General features: G+C 33.6%; 21 protein-coding genes. 20 read left to right on the plus strand and 1 reads right to left on the minus strand.

Translation table 11 applies throughout. The features are described 5' to 3' along the window. Window positions 1-123: 123 nt before the first annotated feature. The 17 genes from dnaJ to ppdK all read left to right on the plus strand — a co-directional run bounded on the left by dnaJ (window position 124) and on the right by ppdK (window position 16,530). Window positions 124-1,266 (plus strand): molecular chaperone DnaJ, encoded by a 1,143-nt coding sequence (dnaJ, locus tag ACYUJ6_RS04590; RefSeq protein WP_461844674.1) that lies wholly within the window; start codon window positions 124-126, stop codon window positions 1,264-1,266. 90 nt (window positions 1,267-1,356) lie between these two features. Further along, entirely contained in the window at window positions 1,357-2,298 is a 942-nt protein-coding gene (gene prmA, locus ACYUJ6_RS04595) for a 50S ribosomal protein L11 methyltransferase (RefSeq protein ID WP_461844675.1), read from the plus strand. A gap of 1 nt (window position 2,299) precedes the next feature. Continuing rightward, window positions 2,300-3,055, plus strand: a complete 756-nt coding sequence (locus ACYUJ6_RS04600) for a 16S rRNA (uracil(1498)-N(3))-methyltransferase (RefSeq protein WP_461844676.1) — start codon at window positions 2,300-2,302, stop codon at window positions 3,053-3,055. Between the two features lie 87 nt (window positions 3,056-3,142). Then, window positions 3,143-4,447: a tRNA (N(6)-L-threonylcarbamoyladenosine(37)-C(2))-methylthiotransferase MtaB gene (mtaB, locus tag ACYUJ6_RS04605; protein WP_461845439.1), complete on the plus strand. Its 1,305-nt coding sequence runs from the start codon at window positions 3,143-3,145 to the stop codon at window positions 4,445-4,447. A gap of 58 nt (window positions 4,448-4,505) precedes the next feature. Further along, window positions 4,506-4,850 carry a histidine triad nucleotide-binding protein gene (locus ACYUJ6_RS04610; protein WP_461844677.1) on the plus strand — a complete coding sequence of 115 codons (345 nt, stop codon included), beginning with the start codon at window positions 4,506-4,508 and terminating at the stop codon, window positions 4,848-4,850. Window positions 4,851-5,028: 178 nt separating this feature from the next. Then, entirely contained in the window at window positions 5,029-5,205 is a 177-nt protein-coding gene (gene rpsU, locus ACYUJ6_RS04615) for a 30S ribosomal protein S21 (RefSeq protein WP_007061146.1), read from the plus strand. A 28-nt stretch (window positions 5,206-5,233) separates the two neighbouring features. Further along, window positions 5,234-5,683, plus strand: coding sequence for a GatB/YqeY domain-containing protein (locus ACYUJ6_RS04620; RefSeq protein ID WP_461844678.1), 450 nt, complete (start codon window positions 5,234-5,236; stop codon window positions 5,681-5,683). Window positions 5,684-5,873: 190 nt separating this feature from the next. Further along, window positions 5,874-6,143 carry a sporulation protein YqfC gene (gene yqfC / locus ACYUJ6_RS04625; protein ID WP_461845440.1) on the plus strand — a complete coding sequence of 90 codons (270 nt, stop codon included), beginning with the start codon at window positions 5,874-5,876 and terminating at the stop codon, window positions 6,141-6,143. Continuing rightward, on the plus strand, window positions 6,130-7,302 hold the full coding sequence (yqfD, locus tag ACYUJ6_RS04630; protein WP_461844679.1) for a sporulation protein YqfD: 1,173 nt from the start codon (window positions 6,130-6,132) through the stop codon (window positions 7,300-7,302). Before yqfC ends, yqfD begins: the two co-directional genes overlap by 14 nt. A 40-nt stretch (window positions 7,303-7,342) precedes the next feature. After that, window positions 7,343-9,451 carry an HD family phosphohydrolase gene (locus ACYUJ6_RS04635; RefSeq protein WP_461844680.1) on the plus strand — a complete coding sequence of 703 codons (2,109 nt, stop codon included), beginning with the start codon at window positions 7,343-7,345 and terminating at the stop codon, window positions 9,449-9,451. Beyond that, window positions 9,448-9,942, plus strand: a complete 495-nt coding sequence (gene ybeY / locus ACYUJ6_RS04640) for an rRNA maturation RNase YbeY (RefSeq protein ID WP_461844681.1) — start codon at window positions 9,448-9,450, stop codon at window positions 9,940-9,942. Before ACYUJ6_RS04635 ends, ybeY begins: the two co-directional genes overlap by 4 nt. A gap of 37 nt (window positions 9,943-9,979) precedes the next feature. Then, window positions 9,980-10,678 (plus strand): diacylglycerol kinase, encoded by a 699-nt coding sequence (locus tag ACYUJ6_RS04645; protein ID WP_461844682.1) that lies wholly within the window; start codon window positions 9,980-9,982, stop codon window positions 10,676-10,678. A gap of 15 nt (window positions 10,679-10,693) precedes the next feature. Further along, window positions 10,694-11,578, plus strand: coding sequence for a GTPase Era (gene era, locus ACYUJ6_RS04650; RefSeq protein WP_461844683.1), 885 nt, complete (start codon window positions 10,694-10,696; stop codon window positions 11,576-11,578). Between the two features lie 15 nt (window positions 11,579-11,593). Next, window positions 11,594-12,352, plus strand: coding sequence for a DNA repair protein RecO (gene recO, locus ACYUJ6_RS04655; RefSeq protein WP_461845441.1), 759 nt, complete (start codon window positions 11,594-11,596; stop codon window positions 12,350-12,352). Window positions 12,353-12,367: 15 nt separating this feature from the next. Next, a complete protein-coding gene (locus tag ACYUJ6_RS04660; RefSeq protein WP_461844684.1) occupies window positions 12,368-12,967 on the plus strand; it encodes a DUF4342 domain-containing protein in 600 nt (199 codons plus the stop codon). A 208-nt stretch (window positions 12,968-13,175) separates the two neighbouring features. After that, entirely contained in the window at window positions 13,176-13,820 is a 645-nt protein-coding gene (locus tag ACYUJ6_RS04665; protein WP_461844685.1) for a helix-turn-helix transcriptional regulator, read from the plus strand. A gap of 76 nt (window positions 13,821-13,896) precedes the next feature. Next, window positions 13,897-16,530, plus strand: coding sequence for a pyruvate, phosphate dikinase (gene ppdK, locus ACYUJ6_RS04670; RefSeq protein WP_461844686.1), 2,634 nt, complete (start codon window positions 13,897-13,899; stop codon window positions 16,528-16,530). Window positions 16,531-16,639: 109 nt separating this feature from the next. On the opposite strand, the gene ACYUJ6_RS04675 is transcribed toward ppdK, so the two are convergent. Beyond that, window positions 16,640-17,680 (minus strand): CotS family spore coat protein, encoded by a 1,041-nt coding sequence (locus ACYUJ6_RS04675; protein WP_461844687.1) that lies wholly within the window; start codon window positions 17,678-17,680, stop codon window positions 16,640-16,642. Between the two features lie 120 nt (window positions 17,681-17,800). On the opposite strand from ACYUJ6_RS04675, the gene ACYUJ6_RS04680 reads away from it, so the two are divergent. From ACYUJ6_RS04680 to rpoD, 3 genes are all read left to right on the plus strand, one after another. Then, window positions 17,801-18,826, plus strand: a complete 1,026-nt coding sequence (locus tag ACYUJ6_RS04680; RefSeq protein WP_461844688.1) for a deoxyguanosinetriphosphate triphosphohydrolase — start codon at window positions 17,801-17,803, stop codon at window positions 18,824-18,826. Between the two features lie 235 nt (window positions 18,827-19,061). Further along, entirely contained in the window at window positions 19,062-20,837 is a 1,776-nt protein-coding gene (gene dnaG / locus ACYUJ6_RS04685) for a DNA primase (RefSeq protein ID WP_461844689.1), read from the plus strand. Continuing rightward, window positions 20,837-21,922: an RNA polymerase sigma factor RpoD gene (gene rpoD, locus ACYUJ6_RS04690; RefSeq protein ID WP_461845442.1), complete on the plus strand. Its 1,086-nt coding sequence runs from the start codon at window positions 20,837-20,839 to the stop codon at window positions 21,920-21,922. Before dnaG ends, rpoD begins: the two co-directional genes overlap by 1 nt. Window positions 21,923-22,013 lie beyond the last annotated feature (91 nt).

The raw sequence follows: 22,013 nt of genomic DNA on the forward strand, positions 1-22,013 counted from the left end.
TTATATAATAAGTGTGTATAATAGTAATAGTTAAGGGATGAGTTTTTGCTCTTCCCTTAATTTAAGTAAAAAACCAGATTTGAAGTAATAATACTTTTGTTTTAGGTGGTGAAAAATAGAAAAATGGCCAAAAAAGATTATTATGAAATACTCGGCCTTAAAAAGGGTGCCAGCGACGATGACATAAAAAGAGCATTTAGAAAATTAGCACTGAAATATCACCCTGATAGAAATCAAGGCAATAAAGAAGCTGAAGAGAAATTTAAGGAAATAAATGAAGCTTATCAGATATTATCAGATCCACAGAAAAAATCCCAATATGATCAGTTTGGTACCGCTGATTTTAATGGAGGTTCAGGATTTGAAGGTGGATTCGGCGGCTTTGATTTTTCTGATATGGGCGGATTTGGAGATATATTTGATTCTTTCTTTGGAGGAGGATTTTCTTCAGGAAGAAAGAGAAGAAATGGCCCTGAAAAGGGAGCTGATCTTGAATATACTTTAAATTTAACTTTTGAGCAGGCAGTTTTTGGTGTGGAAAAAGAAATATCCATAACTAGAAATGAAAAATGTAGTACATGTAATGGAACGGGTGCCAAAAAGGGAACACATCCCCATACTTGTGACAAATGTGGTGGAACAGGACAGATTAGAACTCAAAGGAACACTCCTCTTGGAAATTTTGTCACTATGAGTACCTGTGACAAATGTGGTGGGAAGGGTACTATTATATCGGATCCATGTCCGGAATGCAAGGGCAGGGGAACTGTGAGAAAACGCAGGAATATAAAAGTAAAAGTTCCCGCAGGTGTGGATAATGGTAACATAATTCCTATAAGAGGACAAGGCGAGCAGGGTAAAAATGGAGGCGGTCCAGGTGATCTTTATATAAATGTAAGGGTGTCATCTCATTCTAAATTTAAAAGAAGCGGATTTGATATTTATTTAGATACTCATGTCAGCTTTGGAAAAGTTACACTTGGAACAAGTATAAAGGTACCAACTATAGATGGAGATGTAAAATATGAAATTCCGGCAGGAACCCAGCCGGGAACTGTATTTAGACTGAGGGGCAAGGGTGTGCCTAAGGTCAATGGAAGAGGCAGAGGGGATCAATATGTAAAGATAATTGTGGATGTGCCTAAGAATCTGAATGAAAGGCAAAAAGAAGCTATTATCATGCTTATGGAAGCAAGTGGAGAGATTCCTGCAGCGGGAACCGGAAGAAAATCATTTATGGATAAATTTAAACATGGATTTAAATGATCTCGATACTGACAGTATTTAATACAGGTGCTGTCAGTATAATTATAATATTTAATATATCATCTGAAATTTTGATAGGGGAGGAAGCATATGAACAAGGAATGGATAGAGGTTGCCATTGTCACCAGCAGTGAGGCGGTAGAAGCAGTTTCAGGAATACTGTATAATACTGGAGTTCAGGGTATATCTATAGAAGATCCGGAAGATATTGAATTTGAAAAGAAACGTCCTGAAGATTGGGATTATTTTGATGAAAGTTTACTTAAAATAAAAGACGGAGCAGTGGTAAAAGGATATTACAAGCAGGACGAAAATCTCAACGGATATTTACAGTACATAAAAGATGGAATAAATAATTTGGATAGTTTTGGAATAAATAAGGGAAAAGGTCTTATTACCGTAGCTAAAATCAATGAAGAAGATTGGGAAAATAACTGGAAGCAATATTACAAGCCATATAGAGCCGGCAATAGAGTTGTGGTAAAGCCCATATGGGAGGAATATGATGCCAAAGAGAATGATGTGGTAGTTCAGCTTGATCCAGGCATGGCTTTTGGAACAGGCACACATGAAACCACAAGAATGTGTATAAAGGCACTGGAAGAATATGTTGGATTGAATTCCAGGGTGTTTGACATAGGTACAGGTTCTGGAATATTGGCTATAACTGCAGCAAAGCTTGGTGCAAAAAAAGTTACAGCTGTGGATTTGAACAGTGTAGCTGTGGAATCAGCTCTAAAAAACAGAGAATATAACAATGTGAAAAATGTAGAGATACTTCAGGGAAACCTTATGGAATCAGTTCATGGAAAAGCAGATATAGTGGTTGCCAATATAATTGCAGATGTTATAATATCTTTAACTGAAGAGGTAAAAGATTTCTTAGCTCCTGAGGGAATATTTGTATCTTCCGGTATAATAAAAGATAGAAAAAAAGATGTGATTGAAAAGTTAAATAATAGTGAATTTGAAATAAAAGAAGTTAATGAAGATGGGGAATGGGTATGCATAGTGGCAAAAAGGATGATATGAAATGAATAAGTTTTTTGTACCAGAACAGGATGTGAACTTTGATACAGTTTTTATTAAGGGTGATGATGTAAAACATATAAATAAAGTCCTCAGGCTTCAATGCGGTGATAAAATAAATATAAATAACTGTAATGGCAGAGAATTTTTGGGGATAATAGATAAAGTAGAAAGGGAAAAGGTTACTGTAAAGATTTTAGAGGAACTTAAAGTGTGCAATGAAAGTCCCGTTGAGATGTATCTGTTTCAAGGATTGCCCAAATCAAGTAAGATGGATTTAATTGTACAAAAAGCTACTGAAATAGGGGCCTGGCAAATAACACCTGTTATTACCAAGAGGGTGGTGGTAAAAGGTGACTTTATCCAATCTAAAAAAGTTGATAGATGGAATAAAATTTCAAGAGAGGCCTGTAAGCAATGCAAAAGAAGTAAAATACCCGTAGTAGATGCTCCTGTTGGTTTTGAAAAACTTTTGCAGGGCTTGAATTCTATGGATTTAATTATAGTTCCTTATGAAAATGAAAAAAATATGGGGATAAGAAAGGTAATTGATTCTATAGAGAATAGGGACCTTATAAAAAAAGTTGCGGTAGTAATTGGACCTGAAGGCGGATTTGAAGAAGAAGAAATAGAACTTCTGAGGGGCCTAAATTCTCATATAGTTACATTGGGCCCCAGAATATTTAGAACTGAAACCGCAGGATTTGTTTCTTTAACACTTCTCATGTATGAATTAGGGGATTTAGGAGGTATTTATTAGGTGAATACAATTGACAGTGAAAAGGTTGATTTATCTCTTGACAATGAAGAGTTTTTTCACATCTACGGTCATAAAAAAACAGTGGGGATGTTTACACTTGGATGCAGGGTAAACCAGTATGAAACTGAAGCTATGTCGGAAAAATTTATAACTGAGGGCTATGACATTGTGAATTTTGATGATTATGCGGATTTATATGTAATAAATACCTGTACTGTAACCAATATGGGGGATAAAAAATCCAGACAGATGATACATAGGGCCAGGAGAAAAAACAATAATGCACTTATAGCTGTAGTAGGATGCTATTCTCAGATTTCACCGGAAAAGGTATCCAGGATAGAAGGGGTAAATGTCATTTTAGGTACTAGAAATAAAGGTGATATAGTATACTGGGTAAAAAAGGCATGCCGTGAGCAGCATAAAATAATGGAAGTCAATGATGTGCTTAAAAATAAAGTATTTGAAGATTTAAATATAGATAAATATCAGCACAGAACAAGAGCTTTCTTGAAAATACAGGATGGATGCAATAGGTTTTGCTCCTACTGCTTAATTCCTTTTGCCAGGGGAGCAGTATGCAGTAAATCACCACATAAAATTATGGAGGAAGTAAAAAAACTTGCACATAATGGTTTCAAGGAAATAACACTCTCAGGTATACATATTGCCTCTTATGGTATGGATATGCAGGAAGATTGGGATCTGGTGAGAGTGCTTGAGGAGATAGACAAGGTAGAAGGCATTGAGAGAATTAGAATTGGATCCATAGAACCTAAATTTTTTACAGAAGATGTTATAGAAAGAATAAAAAAATTAAAAAAATTGTGTCCGCATTTTCATCTTTCTCTTCAAAGCGGATGTAATGAAACTTTAAAAAGAATGAACAGGGACTATACGACTTCAGAATATGAAGAGATAGTTGAAAAGCTTAGAGATGAAATAGAAGATGTATCCATAACTACGGACGTCATAGTGGGATTTCCAGGAGAGACAGAAGAGGAATTTAGTAAAACCTATGATTTTTTGAACAAAATAAGGCTTTCTAAAATTCATGTTTTCAAATACAGCCCCAGAAAGGGAACCAAAGCTGCAAATATGAGAGGACAAATAGATGGCAATATAAAAGAAGAGAGAAGCAATAAAATTATGGAGCTGGATAAAAAATTGGGGAAGCAGTTTATGAATAAGTTTTTAGGGAAGAATATGGATGTGTTTTATGAAGGGAAGTTTGGTGAAAACAATACATGTTATGAAGGATATACTCCAAATTATATAAAAGTAGTATCCACGGCAGACGGTTGCGGGGATTTAGAAGGTGAAATTTTGTGTACTGAACTGGAAAGCATACGAGATGAATATATTTATGGAAAAATAAAAAGTTTTAATTAAGTTGAGAAGGATATTTTATACTAATTATTGAATAACTACTGTTAAGGAGGTGATGACTATGGAAGAATGTATTTTTTGCAAAATAATAAAAGGTGAAATACCAGCTGAAAAAGTATATGAAGATGATGTGGTGTTAAGCTTTAAGGATATAGAACCAGGTGCTCCGGTACATGTGCTTATAATACCCAAGAAGCACATAAGGAGTATAAATGATCTTACTGAAGAAGATTCCAGCATTATTGCTCACATATATTTGGTTGCAAAACAAATTGCAGATAAATTGGGATTGTCAGAAAGAGGATATAGAATTGTAAGCAACTGCGGTGAAGAAGCAGGACAGACAGTTCCTCATATTCATTTCCATTTATTAGGCGGCAGGACATTCAAATGGCCACCAGGTTAGAATTTCCGATAAGAGTCTATATACCATGGTTTTAGTAAGATAATAGCAAATGTAGGCCCAATGAAATTGTTGACAGTGTCCAAAGATTTATTGTATAATATGCTATGTGCTATTTGACCCATGTTAACTGTATTTAATTTTTAAAATTAGATTGAGCTAGCGGAGGGAGGGAGATAATATGTCAGAAATAAAAGTTGGAGAAAATGAAACTATAGAAAGTGCATTGAGAAGATTTAAGAGAAAATGTGCTAGAGCTGGCGTTCTTTCAGAAGTCAGAAAAAGAGAACATTATGAAAAACCAAGTGTAAAGAGAAAGAAAAAATCAGAAGCTGCAAGAAAGAGAAAGTTTAAATAGAATTTTTTGAAAGAGGGTACCAAGTAATATGTCTCTTAAAGAAAAGTTGCAAGAAGACTGGAAGCATGCTTTAAAGTCAGGTGACAAGCTTAAGGCAGGTACTGTAAGTATGGTCAAAGCTGCTATTTTGTTGGTGGAAAAAGCTGATGGAAAAAAACTTGACGATGATGAGAAGATTATAGATATAATATCCAAAGAAGTAAAGCAGAGACGTGAATCTATACTTGAATTTGAAAAAGGCAATAGGCAGGATTTAGTAGATAAAACAAAATCCGAAATAGAGATCTTGTTAAAATACCTTCCTCAGCAGTTAAGTAAAGAGGATATTTCCGAAATTGTTCGGAAGGCAGTTAATGAAGTGGGCGCACAGAGTATAAAAGACATGAAAAAAGTTATGGCCATTGTAATGCCTGAAACCAGAGGCAGGGCAGATGGCAAACTTGTAAGTCAAATAGTAAAACAATATTTAAATAAATAAAAGGTTGAGATTATATCTCAGCCTTTTTTTAATGTCAAAAATTTAAATAGTTCATGGCTTTAAGTAATTTATCATATATGTATTTCATAAATTAGTAGAGGTAGGTTAATAATTATATCTGTGTATTTTTCAATATATGAATTTGTAAAAGGGTATATAAATTCTTAGAGGTGATATTGTGAAAAATAAAATGAACAACACGAAACAAAACATTGCGGATAAACTAGATTTGCCAAGAGATATAATTTTGAATATGCCTCAGATTAAAGTCATGGGAAATAATGAAATAATAATAGAAAATCATAAGGGTATTATATTATTTGAGGATAGTCAGATAAAAATTAATTCAGGTATAGGATTGATATCAATATATGGAAGTAAATTTGAAGTGCTTTTTATAGGTGGGAGCACTATAACTGTAGGAGGAAAGTTTAAATCTATAGTTTATGAGGGAAACTGATAAATTTACATTTAAAAATTATAAGAATGGAATAATTTTAATCGAGATACAATCACTTATACCTGAAAAGTTTATCAATCTTATGTGGAAAAATGATGTTTATATAAAAAATATTAAAAAGAAGAGTATTACCACTATGACTATGGAGATAAATCTGAGAGATTACGGAAAGATAGAAAATATAGCTAAGAAAACTGAAACCAGGATAAGAATAATTAAAAGACGGGGCATTACTTTTTTTATAATCAAACTTAAAAGGAAAATAACTTTAGCAGCAGGAGTAATTTTATTTGTTATAATAATATATTATCTGTCTACATTTATATGGAGTATAAAAATTGACTCTGATGAAGGCATGCCGCCCTATATAATAAGACAGCAGCTTAAATCTTACGGCATAAGGCCTGGTACTAGTAAAGACAAAATAAATGTATATAAAATAGAACAGGATCTTATGAAAAACAATGATGACATAATGTGGGTGAAAGTAAGGCTGCAGGGTTCTGAACTAAATATAAGCGCAGTAGAGAAAAAATCTCCGCCAAACATAGTTAAGGATGACACACCCTGTAATTTAGTGGCTAAAAGAGATGGTAAAGTGCTGAGAGTGTATACCACACTGGGAACACCTATTGTAAAAGCTGGAGATGAGGTAAAAAAAGGTCAAATGCTTGTGAAAGGGGAGCAGGGGCTGGAAGGCTCTGTCTACAGCGTACATGCTACAGGATATGTTATATGCAGGACTATATATGAAAGCAGTGCTGTTGTAAAAATAAATAATGTAAAAAACAGCAGGACAGGTAAAAAAATAGATAATTATTATATTAAATTGGGAGGTAAAAAGCTATACTTAAAAAAAGATAATAATAAATTTAATAAGTATGATAAAATAGAGGAAAGTAAATTTATTTTTGGAAAGGAAACTTATTTTGAAGTTAAAAAGGTTGTAGTGAAGGGGAATGTTCAGGAAATAGTAAAGGATACAGGGGAAAAACTTTATAAAAATATATGCTCTAATTTGGATAAGTCTATAAAGGCTGTAGATAAGAAGGTTACTTATGAAGCTGGTGAATCTTATAAAGTTAAGGTTCAGGTTATAGCAGAAGAAAATATAGCCGTTTCAGATGCAGCTAAAGGTGAAGGGCAGCAGTTAAACTAAGGCAAATTTATAGAGTAGTAAAAACAAAGGGTGATTTTAATTGAAAAAATTGTCATTTAAGAAGATTTTTTTAAAGAAAAAGACTAGTAGAATAATTATTTTTATCATGAGTTTTGTATTCATTTATTCTTTGCTGGCATCAGGACTTACAACTAAAAAGTACAATTTAAAAGAAGGTGATATTGCAAAAGTTGATATAAAGGCACCTAGGGAAATTAAAGATGAATTGTCTACGGAAACAAGGATACAGCAAGCAGTGGATGCTGTCCCAATTCAATATAATAAAAAACCGGAAATTAAAACGGAGAGTATAAATAAGCTAAATGATTTTTTTTCTAAAGTATCTCAGATAAGAGATTCCCAATTGGACGAAAAGGGAAAACTACAGAAATTAAAGAGTGAAAATAACATAGGCTTAAGTGATGATGATTACCTGGCTGTAATAGCACTTAGCAAGGATAACGCAAAACAGCTTCAGGATTTTTTACAAAAAACTATAGCGGACATGTATGACAACAATAATATAAGCGATAACACCCAGAAGGATAATCAAGATGATATTAAGAAAGCTCAGCAAAGTATATTGTTGAAGGTAAGTACTTCAAATCTAGATAAAAATTTAAGGGAATTGGCCACTGATATAGGGTTTTCTCAAATTTCACCTAATTTTTTTTATGACAAGGATAAGACTGATGAGTTGAGAAAAGAAGCAGAAAAAAAAGTTTTGCCTGTCATGATAAAAAAAGATCAGACTGTAGTAAAAGAAGGGGAGCCTGTAACTAAATATCAGATAAAGATATTAAAGGATTTGGGACTTTTAAATAACAGTCCGTATTTTCAATGGCATATCTATTTTCCATTAGCCTTATTGACACTTTTAATACTGGCTATTCAGTGGACTTATTTATATAGATACCACAGGAAGATATATGAAGATGATAAAATGCTTATAATGGTAAATACACTTAGTTTTTTAAGTATACTTTTATCTAGAACCATTGACCTGGCTTCCCCTTTTTTAATACCGCTGGCATTTGGACCAATGATAATGACACTGCTTTTAAATCATAAGGTATCACTGGCTTTAAATGTGCTGAATTGTATTTTTATAAGTGCAGCAGTAGAATTCAGTCCGGATATAACTATATTGGCTCTTCTGAATGCAGTAGTGGGGGCTTCCATACTTAAAAAGATGCAGCAGAGAAACGATATATTGTTTGCCTCTTTGTATATGCTTATTATAAATGTTATACTTACCTTTTCCATGGGCTTTTTACTCAGCAATAATATATTGGATGTAGCTAAAAAGGGAGCCTTTGCGGGAATTGCCAGTATAATTTCAGGAATACTGGTTATAGGATTTCTTCCCTTGTTCGAAAGTGTATTTGGTATAGTTACCACTATAAAACTTTTAGAACTTTCAAATCCCAACAATCCTCTATTAAAAAGACTCTTGATAGAAGCCCCGGGAACCTATCATCATAGTATATTAGTTGGAAATTTGGCGGAAGTAGCGGCAGAAAAGGTTGGAGGAAATCCGCTTTTAGCCAGGGTGGCCGCTTATTACCATGATATTGGAAAAATAAAAAGACCCTATTTCTTCAAGGAAAATCAGCTGGGAAAAGATAACCCTCACAATAAGTTAACCCCTAATCTCAGCACTTTGATAATAATATCACATGTTAAAGATGGGGCTGAAATGGCAGATGAATATAAACTGCCTAAAATAATAAAGGATATTATAGAACAGCATCATGGCACGTCTCTTGTAAAATATTTTTATTTAACTATGAAAAATTCAAGCAGGGATCCGGAAGATGTAAATGAAGAGGAATTTAAATATCCGGGTCCTATACCGGAAACTAAGGAAGCAGGCATAATAATGCTGGCTGACGGTGTGGAAGCTGCTGTAAGATCTATTGGTGAAACTGATAAGGGTAAAATTCAAGGAATGGTAAACAATATAATAAAGGACAGATTAGATACGGGTCAGCTTGATAATTGTGATTTGACTTTAAAAGATATAAATAAGATTAAAAATGCATTTTTTAAGGTTTTGGTTGGAATATATCACCATAGGATAGAGTATCCATCTGATAAATTTTCTGATAAAGTTATGAATAAGTTAAAACAGGAGGATAAAAAGTGATTTTTTTGGATAATAGGCAGGATAAAATAGAAATTACGGAGGAATTAGAAGGGGTTATTAAAAATGTTATAGAATATGCCTTAAAAGATGAAAAGGTGGATTTACCCTGTGAGGTGAGTGTGATTTTTGTAGATAATGACAGTATAAAAGATATAAACAGGGAAAATAGAAGTATAGATAAGGTAACGGACGTGTTGTCTTTTCCAATGCTGGAATATCCAAAGGGCAGGGTGTTTAAAGATGTTTATATGCATCATGAGTTTCAGCCCGGTGATATGGATGATGGAAATTTAGTATTGGGGGATATAGCTGTTTCACTTGAAAAAGCAGAAGAGCAAAGTAGAGAATTTGATCATTCATTTTTAAGAGAGGTATGTTATTTGACGGTGCATTCACTGCTTCATCTTTTGGGATATGATCATATGGAAGAAAATGATAAAAGGGTTATGAGAAAGAGAGAAGAGGAAATATTACAGAAATTTAAGCTTTAAAAGTTTGATTTTAAATTCTGTAAATGGTGATTGTACAATGAAAGTTAAAAAATTGTTAGATAGTTTCAACTATGCCATTGAAGGTATAATATATTCTGTTAGAACCCAGAGAAATATGAAGATACATATGATAGCAGCTGTTTTGGTACTTACTATGTGTTTCTTTTACGATTTAAGCAAAATAGAAATTTTAGCTGTTATAATAGCTACAAGCATGGTTATTATGGCAGAGCTTTTTAATACAGCTGTGGAATTTGCCATAGATGCCACTACAAATTACTATCATCCTCTGGCTAAGATTGCTAAAAATGTAGCAGCAGGCGGAGTGCTTATTGCAGCTGTAAATGCTGTAGTAATAGGCTATATAATATTTTGGGATAAATTGAAATATATAAACTTTATGGTTATAAAAAAGGTTAAAAATACAAATCCCTATACCATATTTATAATACTTGCCATTGTATGTATAACCACTATAATTATAAAAGCTGTTTTTGGAGAAGGTACTCCTCTTAAAGGAGGAATGCCCAGCGGACACAGTGCAGTAGCTTTTTCTATAGCTACAACTATAGCTCTAATAACAGGACAGCTGACAGTGGTTATCTTAAGCTATCTCATGGCTTTCATAGTGGCCCAGAGCAGAGTGGATTCAGAAGCTCATTCTATTACGGAAGTATTTTTTGGAGCGGTATTCGGCATTTTAATAACAGTGTTTTTATTTACGATATTTGGATAAACAAGGAGAAGATTTATGTTTAAATCAGGATTTATTACAATAATAGGAAGGCCTAATGTGGGAAAGTCCACATTGCTCAACAGCATTATGGGAGAAAAATTATCAATTGTCTCCTGCAAACCTCAAACCACTAGAAATAACATAAATACAATTTTAACACAGCATAATTTCCAGTTGATTTTTGTGGATACTCCAGGTATACATAAACCAAAAGATAAGCTGGGAAATTACATGGTTAAATCTGCTGAGAATTCTATTAAGGATGTAGATTTGGTACTTTTTTTAACTACTCCCCAGGTGGAAATTGAAAGCGGAGACAGATATATTCTGGAGAATATTAAGAAAAGCAGCCTACCTGTATTTCTAGTGTTGAATAAAATAGACGAAAATCCTGCCCCTAGGGTAGCGGAAACTTTAAAAAATTATTCTGAGTTTTTTGATTTTAAGGAAATAATACCTATATCTGCATTGAAGGAAAAGAACATACCGGAATTAATAGACCTTATGGTAAAGTATATGCCGGAAGGACCTAAATATTACCCCGATGATGCTATTACCGACAAACAGGAAAAATTTATAGTAGCCGAAATTATAAGAGAAAAGGCACTTAGGCTTCTCTCAAAGGAAGTTCCACATGGTATAGCTATTGAAATAGTTTTTATGAGAAAGGATTCCAAGGGAATATATAATATAGAGGCAAATATACTTTGTGAAAAAGAATCACACAAGGGAATAATAATAGGCAAAAAGGGTTCCATGCTGAAAAAGATATCCACCTATGCAAGAATGGATATTGAAAAATTTCTAGATTCCAAGGTTTACCTGCAGGTCTGGGTGAAAGTCAGAAAAGAGTGGAGGGATAGTGACAGGCTGCTGAAAGAATTAGGATATAAAATATAATAGGGAGATGATTCTCTGGCCATATTTAAAACTAGAGCTGTAATAATAAAAACACAGGATATAAAGGAATCTGACAAATTAGTTTGGCTTTTTACTGAGAAACTTGGCAAAATATCCACTATAGCCAGGGGAGTAAAAAAGGGCAAAAACTCATTATTTTCAACTACCCTTCAGTTCTGTTATGGTGATTACGTGCTGTATAAGGGAAAGAGTTTATATGTGATAAACGAAAGCAGTTTAATAGATTCCTTTCAGGATTTACTGAATGATTTGAATGATTTAACTTATGCCTCCTATTTTTGTGAACTGGTGGATATAGCCATGAATGATGGAGAAAATAGTGAAGAGATGTTCAGATGTCTGGTTGCCTCATTTTATCTTATGAGAAGCCATGCAGTTGACATTGAAACTTTAGCCAGGGCATTTGAGTTGAAGATTTTACAAGCTACCGGCTACGGGCTTAATTTTGACTATTGTATTATGTGCAGAAAAAAGATAACCACATTTAATTATTTGAGTCTTCAGTATTTAGGAGGGGTCTGTGATAAATGCAAAAAAGTAAACGGCCTGCACATAGATTATGCTACAAGCAGTGCACTCAAATATTTATCAAAAACTTCTCTTGAAAATGTATATAAAGTTATATTGTCTGATAAGGTAAAGAAAGAGTTGTATAAGGCTTTGAAATTGATTATTTCTCAAAATTATTTTAGAAGACCTAAAAGTCTTGATATTCTGGAATATCTTATAAATTTTGAAAAAAATAAAATCTAAAAAGGAGAGAAAAATATGAGCGAGATAACATTGGAAAAAATTGATATTATAAGAGAGAGAACAGGAGTGAATTATTCTGAGGCAAAGGAAGCGTTGGAAGTTTGTGAAGGAAATGTAGTTGATGCTCTAATATACATAGAGCAAAATAAAAAATCAGCTAAGGATAATTTGTATACTACAAAAGATGAATTTTTAGAGTGGTTAAAGGATCTGGTTAATAAGGGAAATGTAAATAGACTAAAGATAAAAAAAGGTGAGAGAGTGGTAGTGGATATTCCTGTGAATGCAGGTATTGCAGCAACATTGACAGCACTTATATGGCCGCCGCTTATAGCTATAGGAATACTTACTGCTGTGATTACACAGGTGACTATAGAGATAACTAAGGACGATGGAACTGTAGAAGTGGTAAATAAGATAATAAAAGGCGGAGTGAAGAGCACTGTAAGTGATATGAAGGATAAGGTGTTTGATGCAGCAGCTTCAGTTAAGGATAAATTTAAACATAAAGAGAATGAGCAAAATAAAAACACATATAAATATACTGTAAAATTTGATGATATAGATGACAACGAAAAAGGATATGAGGAAGGTACTGACAAGGATAAAAATTAGAGTTATATAATATAAGCACATTTAAAACACATATATGAATAGTATATAATTTGAAATTTATTCATAATATTGAATAAAATAATATTTGTGTACTATTCATGTATATATATGTGGTATAATAATTTTATGAATTATAACTTGGAAATTAATATTAGATTCCTCTTAGTAAATATGTGTACAATTTATTGATTTACTACAAAGAGAGAGGGTGGACATCATTAAATTATCACCGAGACAAGAGAAAATAATAAAATTAGTAAGGGATCATGCACCAATAACAAGTGAACAGCTTGCATCCAAGCTAAGCGTTACAAGAGCAGCATTGAGGCCGGATCTGGCTATACTCACAATGACTGGCATATTGGAAGCAAAACCTAAAGTAGGGTATATATATTCTAGAAAACCTTCCTATAGTTTAATATATGATTATATAATGAATATAAAAGTAAGTGATATAATGTCAAAACCAGTAGTAGTGGATGAAAATACTACTGTTTATGATGCCATAGTATATTTATTTTTAAATGATGTTGGTACCTTGTTTATAGAGAATAAAGGACTTCTCATAGGTGCTGTTTCCAGAAAGGATTTTCTGAAGATATCTATAGGGAGTACTGATATGCATAAAATACCTGTTGGAATAATAATGACTAGAATGCCGAACATAATATTTGTTGAAAAGGATGACGTTGCTTACATGGCAGCTAAAAAGATAATGGAGCATGAAGTGGATAGCCTTCCGGTTGTAGAAAAATCCCGAGATGAATCAAATAATGAGGTGCTTAAAATTGTGGGCAAAGTTTCAAAAACAAATATAACAAGGCTTTTTGTAAAAATAGGGGAAAATAAATAAGTTAGTGAACGGAATAATTATCCGTTGACATATATAAAAATATGCAAAATTTTTTAAAAGAGGGGATGTGTTCTATATGGAAGATAAGAAGTATGTTTATCTTTTCAATGAGGGAAATGCGGGTATGAGAAACCTATTGGGAGGAAAAGGAGCCAATCTGGCGGAGATGACAAACCTTGGAATACCTGTTCCTGATGGATTTACTATATCTACAGAAGCTTGTACTAAATATTATGAAGATGGTAAAGTAGTATCAAAAAATATTGTAGATGAAATTTATGCTGCACTTAAAAAAATGGAAGAGAAAACAGGCAAGGAATTTGGAAATATAGAAAATCCGCTGCTGGTTTCTGTAAGATCAGGAGCAAGAGTTTCCATGCCGGGAATGATGGATACCATACTTAATTTAGGATTAAACGATGACACTGTGAAAGGATTAAGTAAACTGACAGGAAACGAAAGATTTGCCTATGATTCCTATAGAAGATTTATTCAGATGTTTTCAGATGTAGTTATGGGCATTGAAAAGAGAAAATTTGAAGATATACTGGATGATGCCAAGGATGCCAAGGGTGTTAAATATGATACTGAACTGGGGGCATCCGATTTAAAAGAAATAATCAAAAAATTTAAAAAAATTTACAGCAGGGAAATGGGAAGTGATTTCCCACAGGAACCTAAAGAACAATTAATTAAAGCTGTTACTGCTGTGTTTGGATCCTGGGAAAACCCAAGGGCTATAGTATATAGAAGATTAAATGATATTTCAGGTAAATGGGGTACCGCTGTAAACGTACAATCCATGGTATTTGGCAACATGGGAGAAACTTCAGGCACTGGTGTTGCATTTACTAGAAATCCTGCCACAGGGGAAAAATCCATATTTGGCGAATATCTTATAAACGCACAGGGGGAAGATGTAGTTGCGGGAATAAGAACACCTCAGCCTATAACAAAATTAAAAGAAGATCTTCCGGAATGTTATTCTCAATTTATGGATATAGCCCAGAAACTGGAAAACCATTACAAGGATATGCAGGATATGGAGTTTACTATAGAACAGGGAAAATTATATTTTCTGCAGACCAGAAATGGAAAGAGAACGGCACAATCTGCACTTAAGGTAGCAGTTGATATGGTGGAAGAAGGCCTTATAAATAAAGAAGAGGCAATACTTAAAGTTGAGCCTAAACAATTGGATACACTTCTTCACCCAAATTTTGACAGCAGTGAACTGAAAAAAGCAGCTGTAATAGCAAAGGGTCTTCCGGCATCTCCAGGAGCTGCTTGTGGAAAAATATATTTTACAGCAGAGGACGCTAAAAAGCATCATGATCAGGGGGAAAAGGTAATACTGGTAAGATTGGAAACATCTCCGGAGGATATAGAAGGCATGGCAGCTTCAGAGGGCATACTTACAGTAAGAGGCGGTATGACTTCCCATGCAGCTGTTGTAGCCAGGGGAATGGGAACTTGTTGTGTAGCTGGGTGCGGGGATTTGATTATAAATGAAGACACAAAAAGTTTTCATGGATCAGGCAGGATATACAAAGAGGGGGATTACATATCACTAGATGGCAGTACTGGAAATGTATATGGAGAACCTATAAAGACAGTATCTCCTGAAATATCGGGGTATTTCGGTACATTTATGAAATGGGCCGATGATATAAGAAAATTGGGAGTTAGAACCAATGCTGATACTCCAAGAGATGCCAAACAGGCAGTAGAATTTGGAGCAGAGGGAATAGGGCTCTGCAGAACGGAGCATATGTTCTTTGATGAAGATAGAATACCGGAAATGAGAGAAATGATAGTTTCTAAAACGGAAAGACAGAGAAGAAAGGCACTGGATAAACTTTTACCAAGACAAAGAGAAGACTTTATCGGCATATATGAGGCTATGGAAGGAAGGCCTGTGACAATTAGGTTTCTTGATCCCCCATTACATGAGTTTTTGCCAAGCAATACAGGTGATATACAGGACTTGGCCAAGGAAATGGGAATAGGCTTCCAGGAATTAAAGGATACTATAGAATCTCTTCATGAGTTCAACCCTATGATGGGTCACAGAGGATGCAGATTGACTGTTTCATATCCGGAAATAGCTGAAATGCAGACTAGAGCTATTATAGAAGCTGCTATAGATGTTAAAAAGAGAAAGGGATATAATATAGTACCAGAGATAATGATACCTCTTATAGGAGAGATAAAGGAATTAAAATATGTTAAGGATATAGTTGTGAAGGTGGCAGATGAAATAATAAAAAATAGCGGAATGGAATTAAAATATCAGGTTGGAACCATGATAGAAATTCCCAGGGCTGCCCTTACTGCAGATGAGATAGCAACTGAAGCTGAGTTTTTCTCATTTGGAACCAATGATTTGACTCAAATGACCTTTGGATTTTCAAGGGATGACTCAAGCAAGTTTTTAAATGCATATTATGATAAAAAAATATATGAATTCGATCCATTCCAGAAAATAGATCAGATTGGAGTGGGAAAACTTGTGGAAATGGCTGTGAAGTTAGGTAAGAAAACAAGACCCGACATACATCTTGGAATATGCGGTGAACATGGGGGAGATCCTTCATCAGTAGAATTTTTCCACAATGTGGGACTCCATTATGTCTCTTGTTCCCCATTTAGGGTGCCTGTGGCAAGATTGGCTGCAGCTCAGGCCCAGGTAAAAAATCCAAGACAATAATATAAATTTACAGCCAGAGGATAATAGGCAAAGCTTTACTGTGTTATTAACCGGTCTTTCCGTTTTTATGGAGAGGCCGGTTTTGTAATCATGTAGATATTGATAAAAATTATAAAAAGGTAGTGTGGAACTTTTTTTCTGTGTATTTTCCAAGTCCTATTGCAAATTCAAGCTGATTTATGCAGTTGGCAGAGGATTTTTTTAATAAGTAAAAAAAGGAATTATGATTACATTTTAATATATTATTGTAATAATCTCTGGATATTTTCCAAAATTTCTGAGGAAAAGCCAGGTATGAGATAATATATTTATAGTCATCCAAATTCAACGGAAAAATTTTCTCATATAATTCCAGACAGGATATAGTTGTATCCAGCTTCCAGTTGGTAGTGTTTCTTTTTAAAAATCTTCTTAAAAAATAAGATATATCATGGGCGCAATAGGCCATGCTGCATTTGTCAAAATCAATTACCCAGATGTCATTGCTTTCATCAAATATTATATTTTTATTTACATAATCCAGATGGCACAGGCAGGTGCCAAGTTTTTTGTAATCAATAGTGGAAGATATTCTAGTTGATATTTTAGCCAGTATAGAATTGGTCTCAAAATATTGTAAAAATAACGCAGAGAATTTATCCTTATATTTAAAAGCCAGATTTGAACAGTTTAAAATTTGACTGAAGTGCTTTTCAAAGGATACATATATATTTTCAAAATTTACTCTTTTAAAACTCCCCTCAATTGGAATAAAGCTTTTGCTTGTACTATGCATTCGGGATAAATTGGAGACTGCATGAAATAGATGTGTATTGTTGTCATAATTACATTTTGTGCCAATTATCCAGGGAGTCATTATAAAGAGCATTTCCTTGTATTTTACAAATCGTTCTCTATGTGCCGTAGGTAATATTCTAGGGACTCTGATTTCATTTCGAAAAAGCCATTCTATGGCAGAATATACAAAGAGCAAATTACCTTCATCAAAATATACTTTTTTTAAGCAATAACTTTTATTTAAATAGTCTATTTTATATACAGCTCTTTGTTTATCCGTATCTTTAAATTTAACTCTAGTTATATTTGCATTGACCATATTATAATGAGGCAGGACGTATTTTTTTACGTTTTCCTCAGATAATAAATCCATATAAAGCTCCTTAAAAGTTCTTTCTCTATAATAATATTAAAAGTTTCTTCATATTATACATTTCCCATAAAAAAAGGAGTTTTTAAATATGAAATAGAATAAATTCATGAGGTGAATTATATGAATGTAAGAGAAAAAATAGAAAAAAAGGAAGAGTTGATATTAATACCTCAAGCTGCTTTTTCCATTAAAACAGAGGGAAGAGATGTTAAAGAAAAAAAGGATGATATTAGAACTGATTATATGGTGGACAGGGATAGAATAATACACAGTAAATCATTTAGAAGGCTTAAGCATAAAACTCAGGTGTATATAAAGACACCGGGAGATCATTATAGAACCAGGCTTACTCATACATTGGAGGTAAATCAAATAGGAAAAACAATAGGTAAGGGAATAGGACTGAATGAAGATTTAATAGAGGCTATAGCAATGGGCCATGATATAGGGCATGTAGCTTTTGCCCACAGTGGTGAGGAGCTTCTGGATAAACTTCTGCCGGAAGGGTTCAAACACAATGAAAATAGTGTAAGGGTGCTTACTAAAATAGAAAAGCAGGGAAGAGGACTTAATCTGACAGAAGAAGTATTGAACGGCATATTATATCACAGTGGATTTTCAAGTAAGTCAAAGGCTTCTACCTTGGAAGGACAGGTAGTTAGATATAGTGACAAGATAGCTTATGTGAATCATGATATAGATGATTCTATAAGAGCAGGGTTATTGGATCCAAAAGATATACCTCAGATTTCGGTAAAATTACTTGGAAGCAGTAACAGTGAGAGAATAAATACTTTGGTGAAAGACTGCATTTATACTACTATGGGAAATATTAAAAATGGGTCAAAACAGGTAGCTTTAAGTGATGAAGTATTTAATGCACTTTATATTTTAAGAAATTTTATGTTTGAAAGGATCTATAAGGGAGATATACTTAAATCCGAGAGAAATAAAGCCAAATTTGTGCTGGAGCAGGTGTTTAACCACTTTTTCAAATATCCGGATAAAATGCCGCAATTTTATTTAGGTATTGTAGAAAAAGAGGGACTCTATAGAGGGGTGTCGGATTATATATCCGGAATGAGCGATGATTATTGTCTTATAATGTTTCATAATATATATGTACCTAAATTTGTTATATATTAAAGAATAATTTTCATAATTATATGGGTAAAATACAATTAACAATACAGGAAGATAATAGTATAGAGTAAAAATTAAATATTTATCTTATTGAAGGATATTTAATTTTTGTAAAGAATATATATAATATATTCTACTTCAAAAATAAAAAAATTTATTGTTAAAGAAGGAATATAGTAATTTATGTCGAATATATTTATTCTTGAACATAATAATTTAAGATAGGTGGGATTATTTAGTGATATCGGAAGATGTCATTCAAAAAGTAAAAGATGAAAATGATATAGCAGACGTAATATCTGAAAGTGTAAAACTTAAAAAATCAGGCAGAAATTACTTGGGATTGTGTCCTTTTCACCACGAAAAAACTCCTTCTTTTAGCGTATCCAGAGATAAGCAGATATATAAGTGCTTCGGATGTGGTGAGGCAGGCAATGTGTTCACTTTTGTAATGAAATCTAAAAATTTGAATTTTCCAGAAGCAGTAAAGTTACTGGCGGATAGAGCAAATATAGATATAGATTTTGACGAAGATAAAGATAATACTAGAAAGGATACATTTCAAAAACTTTATAAATTAAATGTAGAAGCTGCAAGATACTTTTTTAATTGTTTGAAAAAAAACAAAAAAGCCAGAGATTATTTGTCGAATCGAGGCATAACTGAAAATACCATAAAAAAATTCGGCCTGGGATATTCTATTGACAGCTGGAATAATATGCTGATCTTTTTAAAGAACAAAGGATTTACAGAACTGGATATGGTTTCTGCTGGACTTATAGTTAAAAGCAAAAAAGAAAATTATTATGACAGATTTAGAAATAGAATAATTTTTCCTGTATTTGACAGGAGAGGAAGAGTGATAGGGTTTGGAGGAAGAGTGCTGGATGACTCAAAGCCTAAATATTTAAATTCACCGGAGACCCCTCTTTTTAAAAAAGGGATAAATCTCTATGGATTGAATTTTGTCATGAAAAATGATTTTTCAAGAGTGATTATAATTGTAGAAGGATACATGGATTGTATAACTCTGCACCAGTGCGGCATAACAAATGCTGTGGCTTCTTTGGGAACAGCTCTTACTGTAAATCAAGCCAGGCTTATGGCAAGATATGCAGATAAAGCAATAATATCCTACGATGCGGATACAGCAGGCCAGATGGCTGCAATTAGGGGAATGGATATACTTAAAGATGCCGGATTGGAAGTTGAAGTTCTGCAGATACCAAAGGGGAAGGATCCGGATGAATTTATCAGAAATAATGGGAGAACAGACTTTCTAAGGCTTGTAGATAAAGCCCTGCCTCTTATAGAATATAGAATTGAAAATGTAAAAAGAAATATAAATTTTAATAATCCTGAAGGTACTATAAAGTATGTAGAGGAAGTACTTAAAGTATTGGTTAAGGTAGATCCTATAGAAAGAGAAATATATTTAAAAAGATTATCAGAAGAAACAGGTATAAGAGATCAGGTGCTTTATGATATGTTAAATAGAAGCAATGTTCAAAAAAATGTAAAAAAAGATGAAAATATGAATATAGATGCAGGTTTTGGACAAAAATTATATTTAGAGCCAGCTTATTTAAAGGCAGAGAGAGCTCTTTTGAAATTAATTATGGAAGATGATATGGCTTTTAAATATTCATTGGATAAAATAAAAGAAGATGATATTATATTGAAAAGTCATAAAAAAATATATCAATATATAGTGGAAAACATGGAATATGATATAGAAAAGAGGAAAAGACGAATTGAAATAAAGTGTAATGATCCTGATACGTCTAAAGAATGGATTGAAATTATGGATACTGAAGTTTTATATGATAATTATGACTACAAGAGCTTACTGGATAATTTTGTAAATAAGATTAAAAAACATAGATTAGAGAAATCTAAAGATTATATCATCAGTAAAATAAAAGAGTATGAATCTGGAGGAAAATTAAAAGAATCTTTAGAATTGGCTCAAAAGTTAATTGAAATACAGAAAAGGATTGGTGGAATGCAGTGATGGTTAAAGGAGGCAAGAAAATGAAGGATAAAAGTTCAAAGATACAGCTGGTCAGAAAACTTATGGAAAAGGGAAAGAAAAATGGTACTTTAACTTATAAGGAAATAATGGACGAATTGGAAGAGGTGGACTTAAGTCCTGAGCAGATAGAGAAAATATATGAAGCACTTGAATCAATAGGAGTGGAAGTAACAGGGGATATGGGTGAGGCGGAAGTAAGTGAGAAAACCCTGGACTTGTCAGTTCCGGAAGGTGTAGCCATAGATGATCCGGTTAGAATGTACTTAAAGGAAATAGGTAAAGTTCCTTTGCTTTTGCCAGAAGAGGAAGTATCTCTTGCAAAGAGAATAGAAAAAGGAGATCAAATTGCTAAAAAGAAGCTGGCAGAGGCTAATTTAAGGCTGGTTGTCAGCATAGCAAAGAGATACGTGGGCAGGGGAATGTTATTTTTGGATTTAATCCAGGAAGGAAATCTAGGTCTTATAAAGGCAGTAGAAAAGTTTGATTATAGAAAGGGCTATAAATTCAGCACATATGCTACCTGGTGGATAAGGCAGGCAATTACAAGGGCAATTGCAGATCAAGCCAGAACCATAAGAATACCTGTTCATATGGTGGAAACCATAAATAAGCTTATCAGGGTTTCAAGACAACTGCTTCAGGAATTAGGAAGGGATCCCCATCCTGAAGAGGTAGCTGAAATAATGGAAATGCCTGTAGATAAAGTTAGGGAGATTATGAAAATAGCACAGGAACCTGTATCACTTGAAACGCCTATTGGGGAAGAAGAAGACAGTCATCTTGGAGATTTTATACCAGATGATGAGGCACCGGCACCGGCAGAAGCAGCAGCTTTTACAATGCTTAAGGAACAACTTATAAATGTGCTGGATACTTTAACACCAAGGGAGGAAAAGGTCTTAAGACTCAGGTTTGGGTTAGATGATGGAAGAGCCAGAACTTTAGAGGAAGTTGGAAAAGAGTTCAATGTAACCAGGGAGAGAATAAGGCAAATAGAGGCCAAGGCACTTAGAAAGCTGAGACATCCAAGCAGAAGCAAAAAATTAAAGGACTATTTAGATTAAAGCACCCATGGAAGGTGCTTTTTACTGCCATGGTTATTATGTATTGAGAATATGGTAAGCTGACATGTGATCTATGCTATAATAATTAATA

The organism is Clostridium sp. JNZ X4-2, from assembly GCF_054889485.1.

Excerpts from the sequence above, each read along its gene's own strand:
- mtaB (WP_461845439.1), top strand. The coding sequence starts at position 3,143 with ATGTTTACACTTGGATGCAGGGTAAACCAGTATGAAACTGAAGCTATG.
- ACYUJ6_RS04680 (WP_461844688.1), top strand. The coding sequence starts at position 17,801 with ATGAATGTAAGAGAAAAAATAGAAAAAAAGGAAGAGTTGATATTAATA.
- era (WP_461844683.1), top strand. The coding sequence starts at position 10,694 with ATGTTTAAATCAGGATTTATTACAATAATAGGAAGGCCTAATGTGGGA.
- ACYUJ6_RS04610 (WP_461844677.1), top strand. The coding sequence starts at position 4,506 with ATGGAAGAATGTATTTTTTGCAAAATAATAAAAGGTGAAATACCAGCT.
- yqfD (WP_461844679.1), top strand. The coding sequence starts at position 6,130 with ATGAGGGAAACTGATAAATTTACATTTAAAAATTATAAGAATGGAATA.
- ACYUJ6_RS04660 (WP_461844684.1), top strand. The coding sequence starts at position 12,368 with ATGAGCGAGATAACATTGGAAAAAATTGATATTATAAGAGAGAGAACA.
- ppdK (WP_461844686.1), top strand. The coding sequence starts at position 13,897 with ATGGAAGATAAGAAGTATGTTTATCTTTTCAATGAGGGAAATGCGGGT.
- prmA (WP_461844675.1), top strand. The coding sequence starts at position 1,357 with ATGAACAAGGAATGGATAGAGGTTGCCATTGTCACCAGCAGTGAGGCG.
- ACYUJ6_RS04645 (WP_461844682.1), top strand. The coding sequence starts at position 9,980 with ATGAAAGTTAAAAAATTGTTAGATAGTTTCAACTATGCCATTGAAGGT.
- rpsU (WP_007061146.1), top strand. The coding sequence starts at position 5,029 with ATGTCAGAAATAAAAGTTGGAGAAAATGAAACTATAGAAAGTGCATTG.
- ACYUJ6_RS04600 (WP_461844676.1), top strand. The coding sequence starts at position 2,300 with ATGAATAAGTTTTTTGTACCAGAACAGGATGTGAACTTTGATACAGTT.
- rpoD (WP_461845442.1), top strand. The coding sequence starts at position 20,837 with ATGGTTAAAGGAGGCAAGAAAATGAAGGATAAAAGTTCAAAGATACAG.
- dnaJ (WP_461844674.1), top strand. The coding sequence starts at position 124 with ATGGCCAAAAAAGATTATTATGAAATACTCGGCCTTAAAAAGGGTGCC.
- yqfC (WP_461845440.1), top strand. The coding sequence starts at position 5,874 with ATGAACAACACGAAACAAAACATTGCGGATAAACTAGATTTGCCAAGA.
- ACYUJ6_RS04620 (WP_461844678.1), top strand. The coding sequence starts at position 5,234 with ATGTCTCTTAAAGAAAAGTTGCAAGAAGACTGGAAGCATGCTTTAAAG.
- ACYUJ6_RS04675 (WP_461844687.1), bottom strand. The coding sequence starts at position 17,680 with ATGGATTTATTATCTGAGGAAAACGTAAAAAAATACGTCCTGCCTCAT.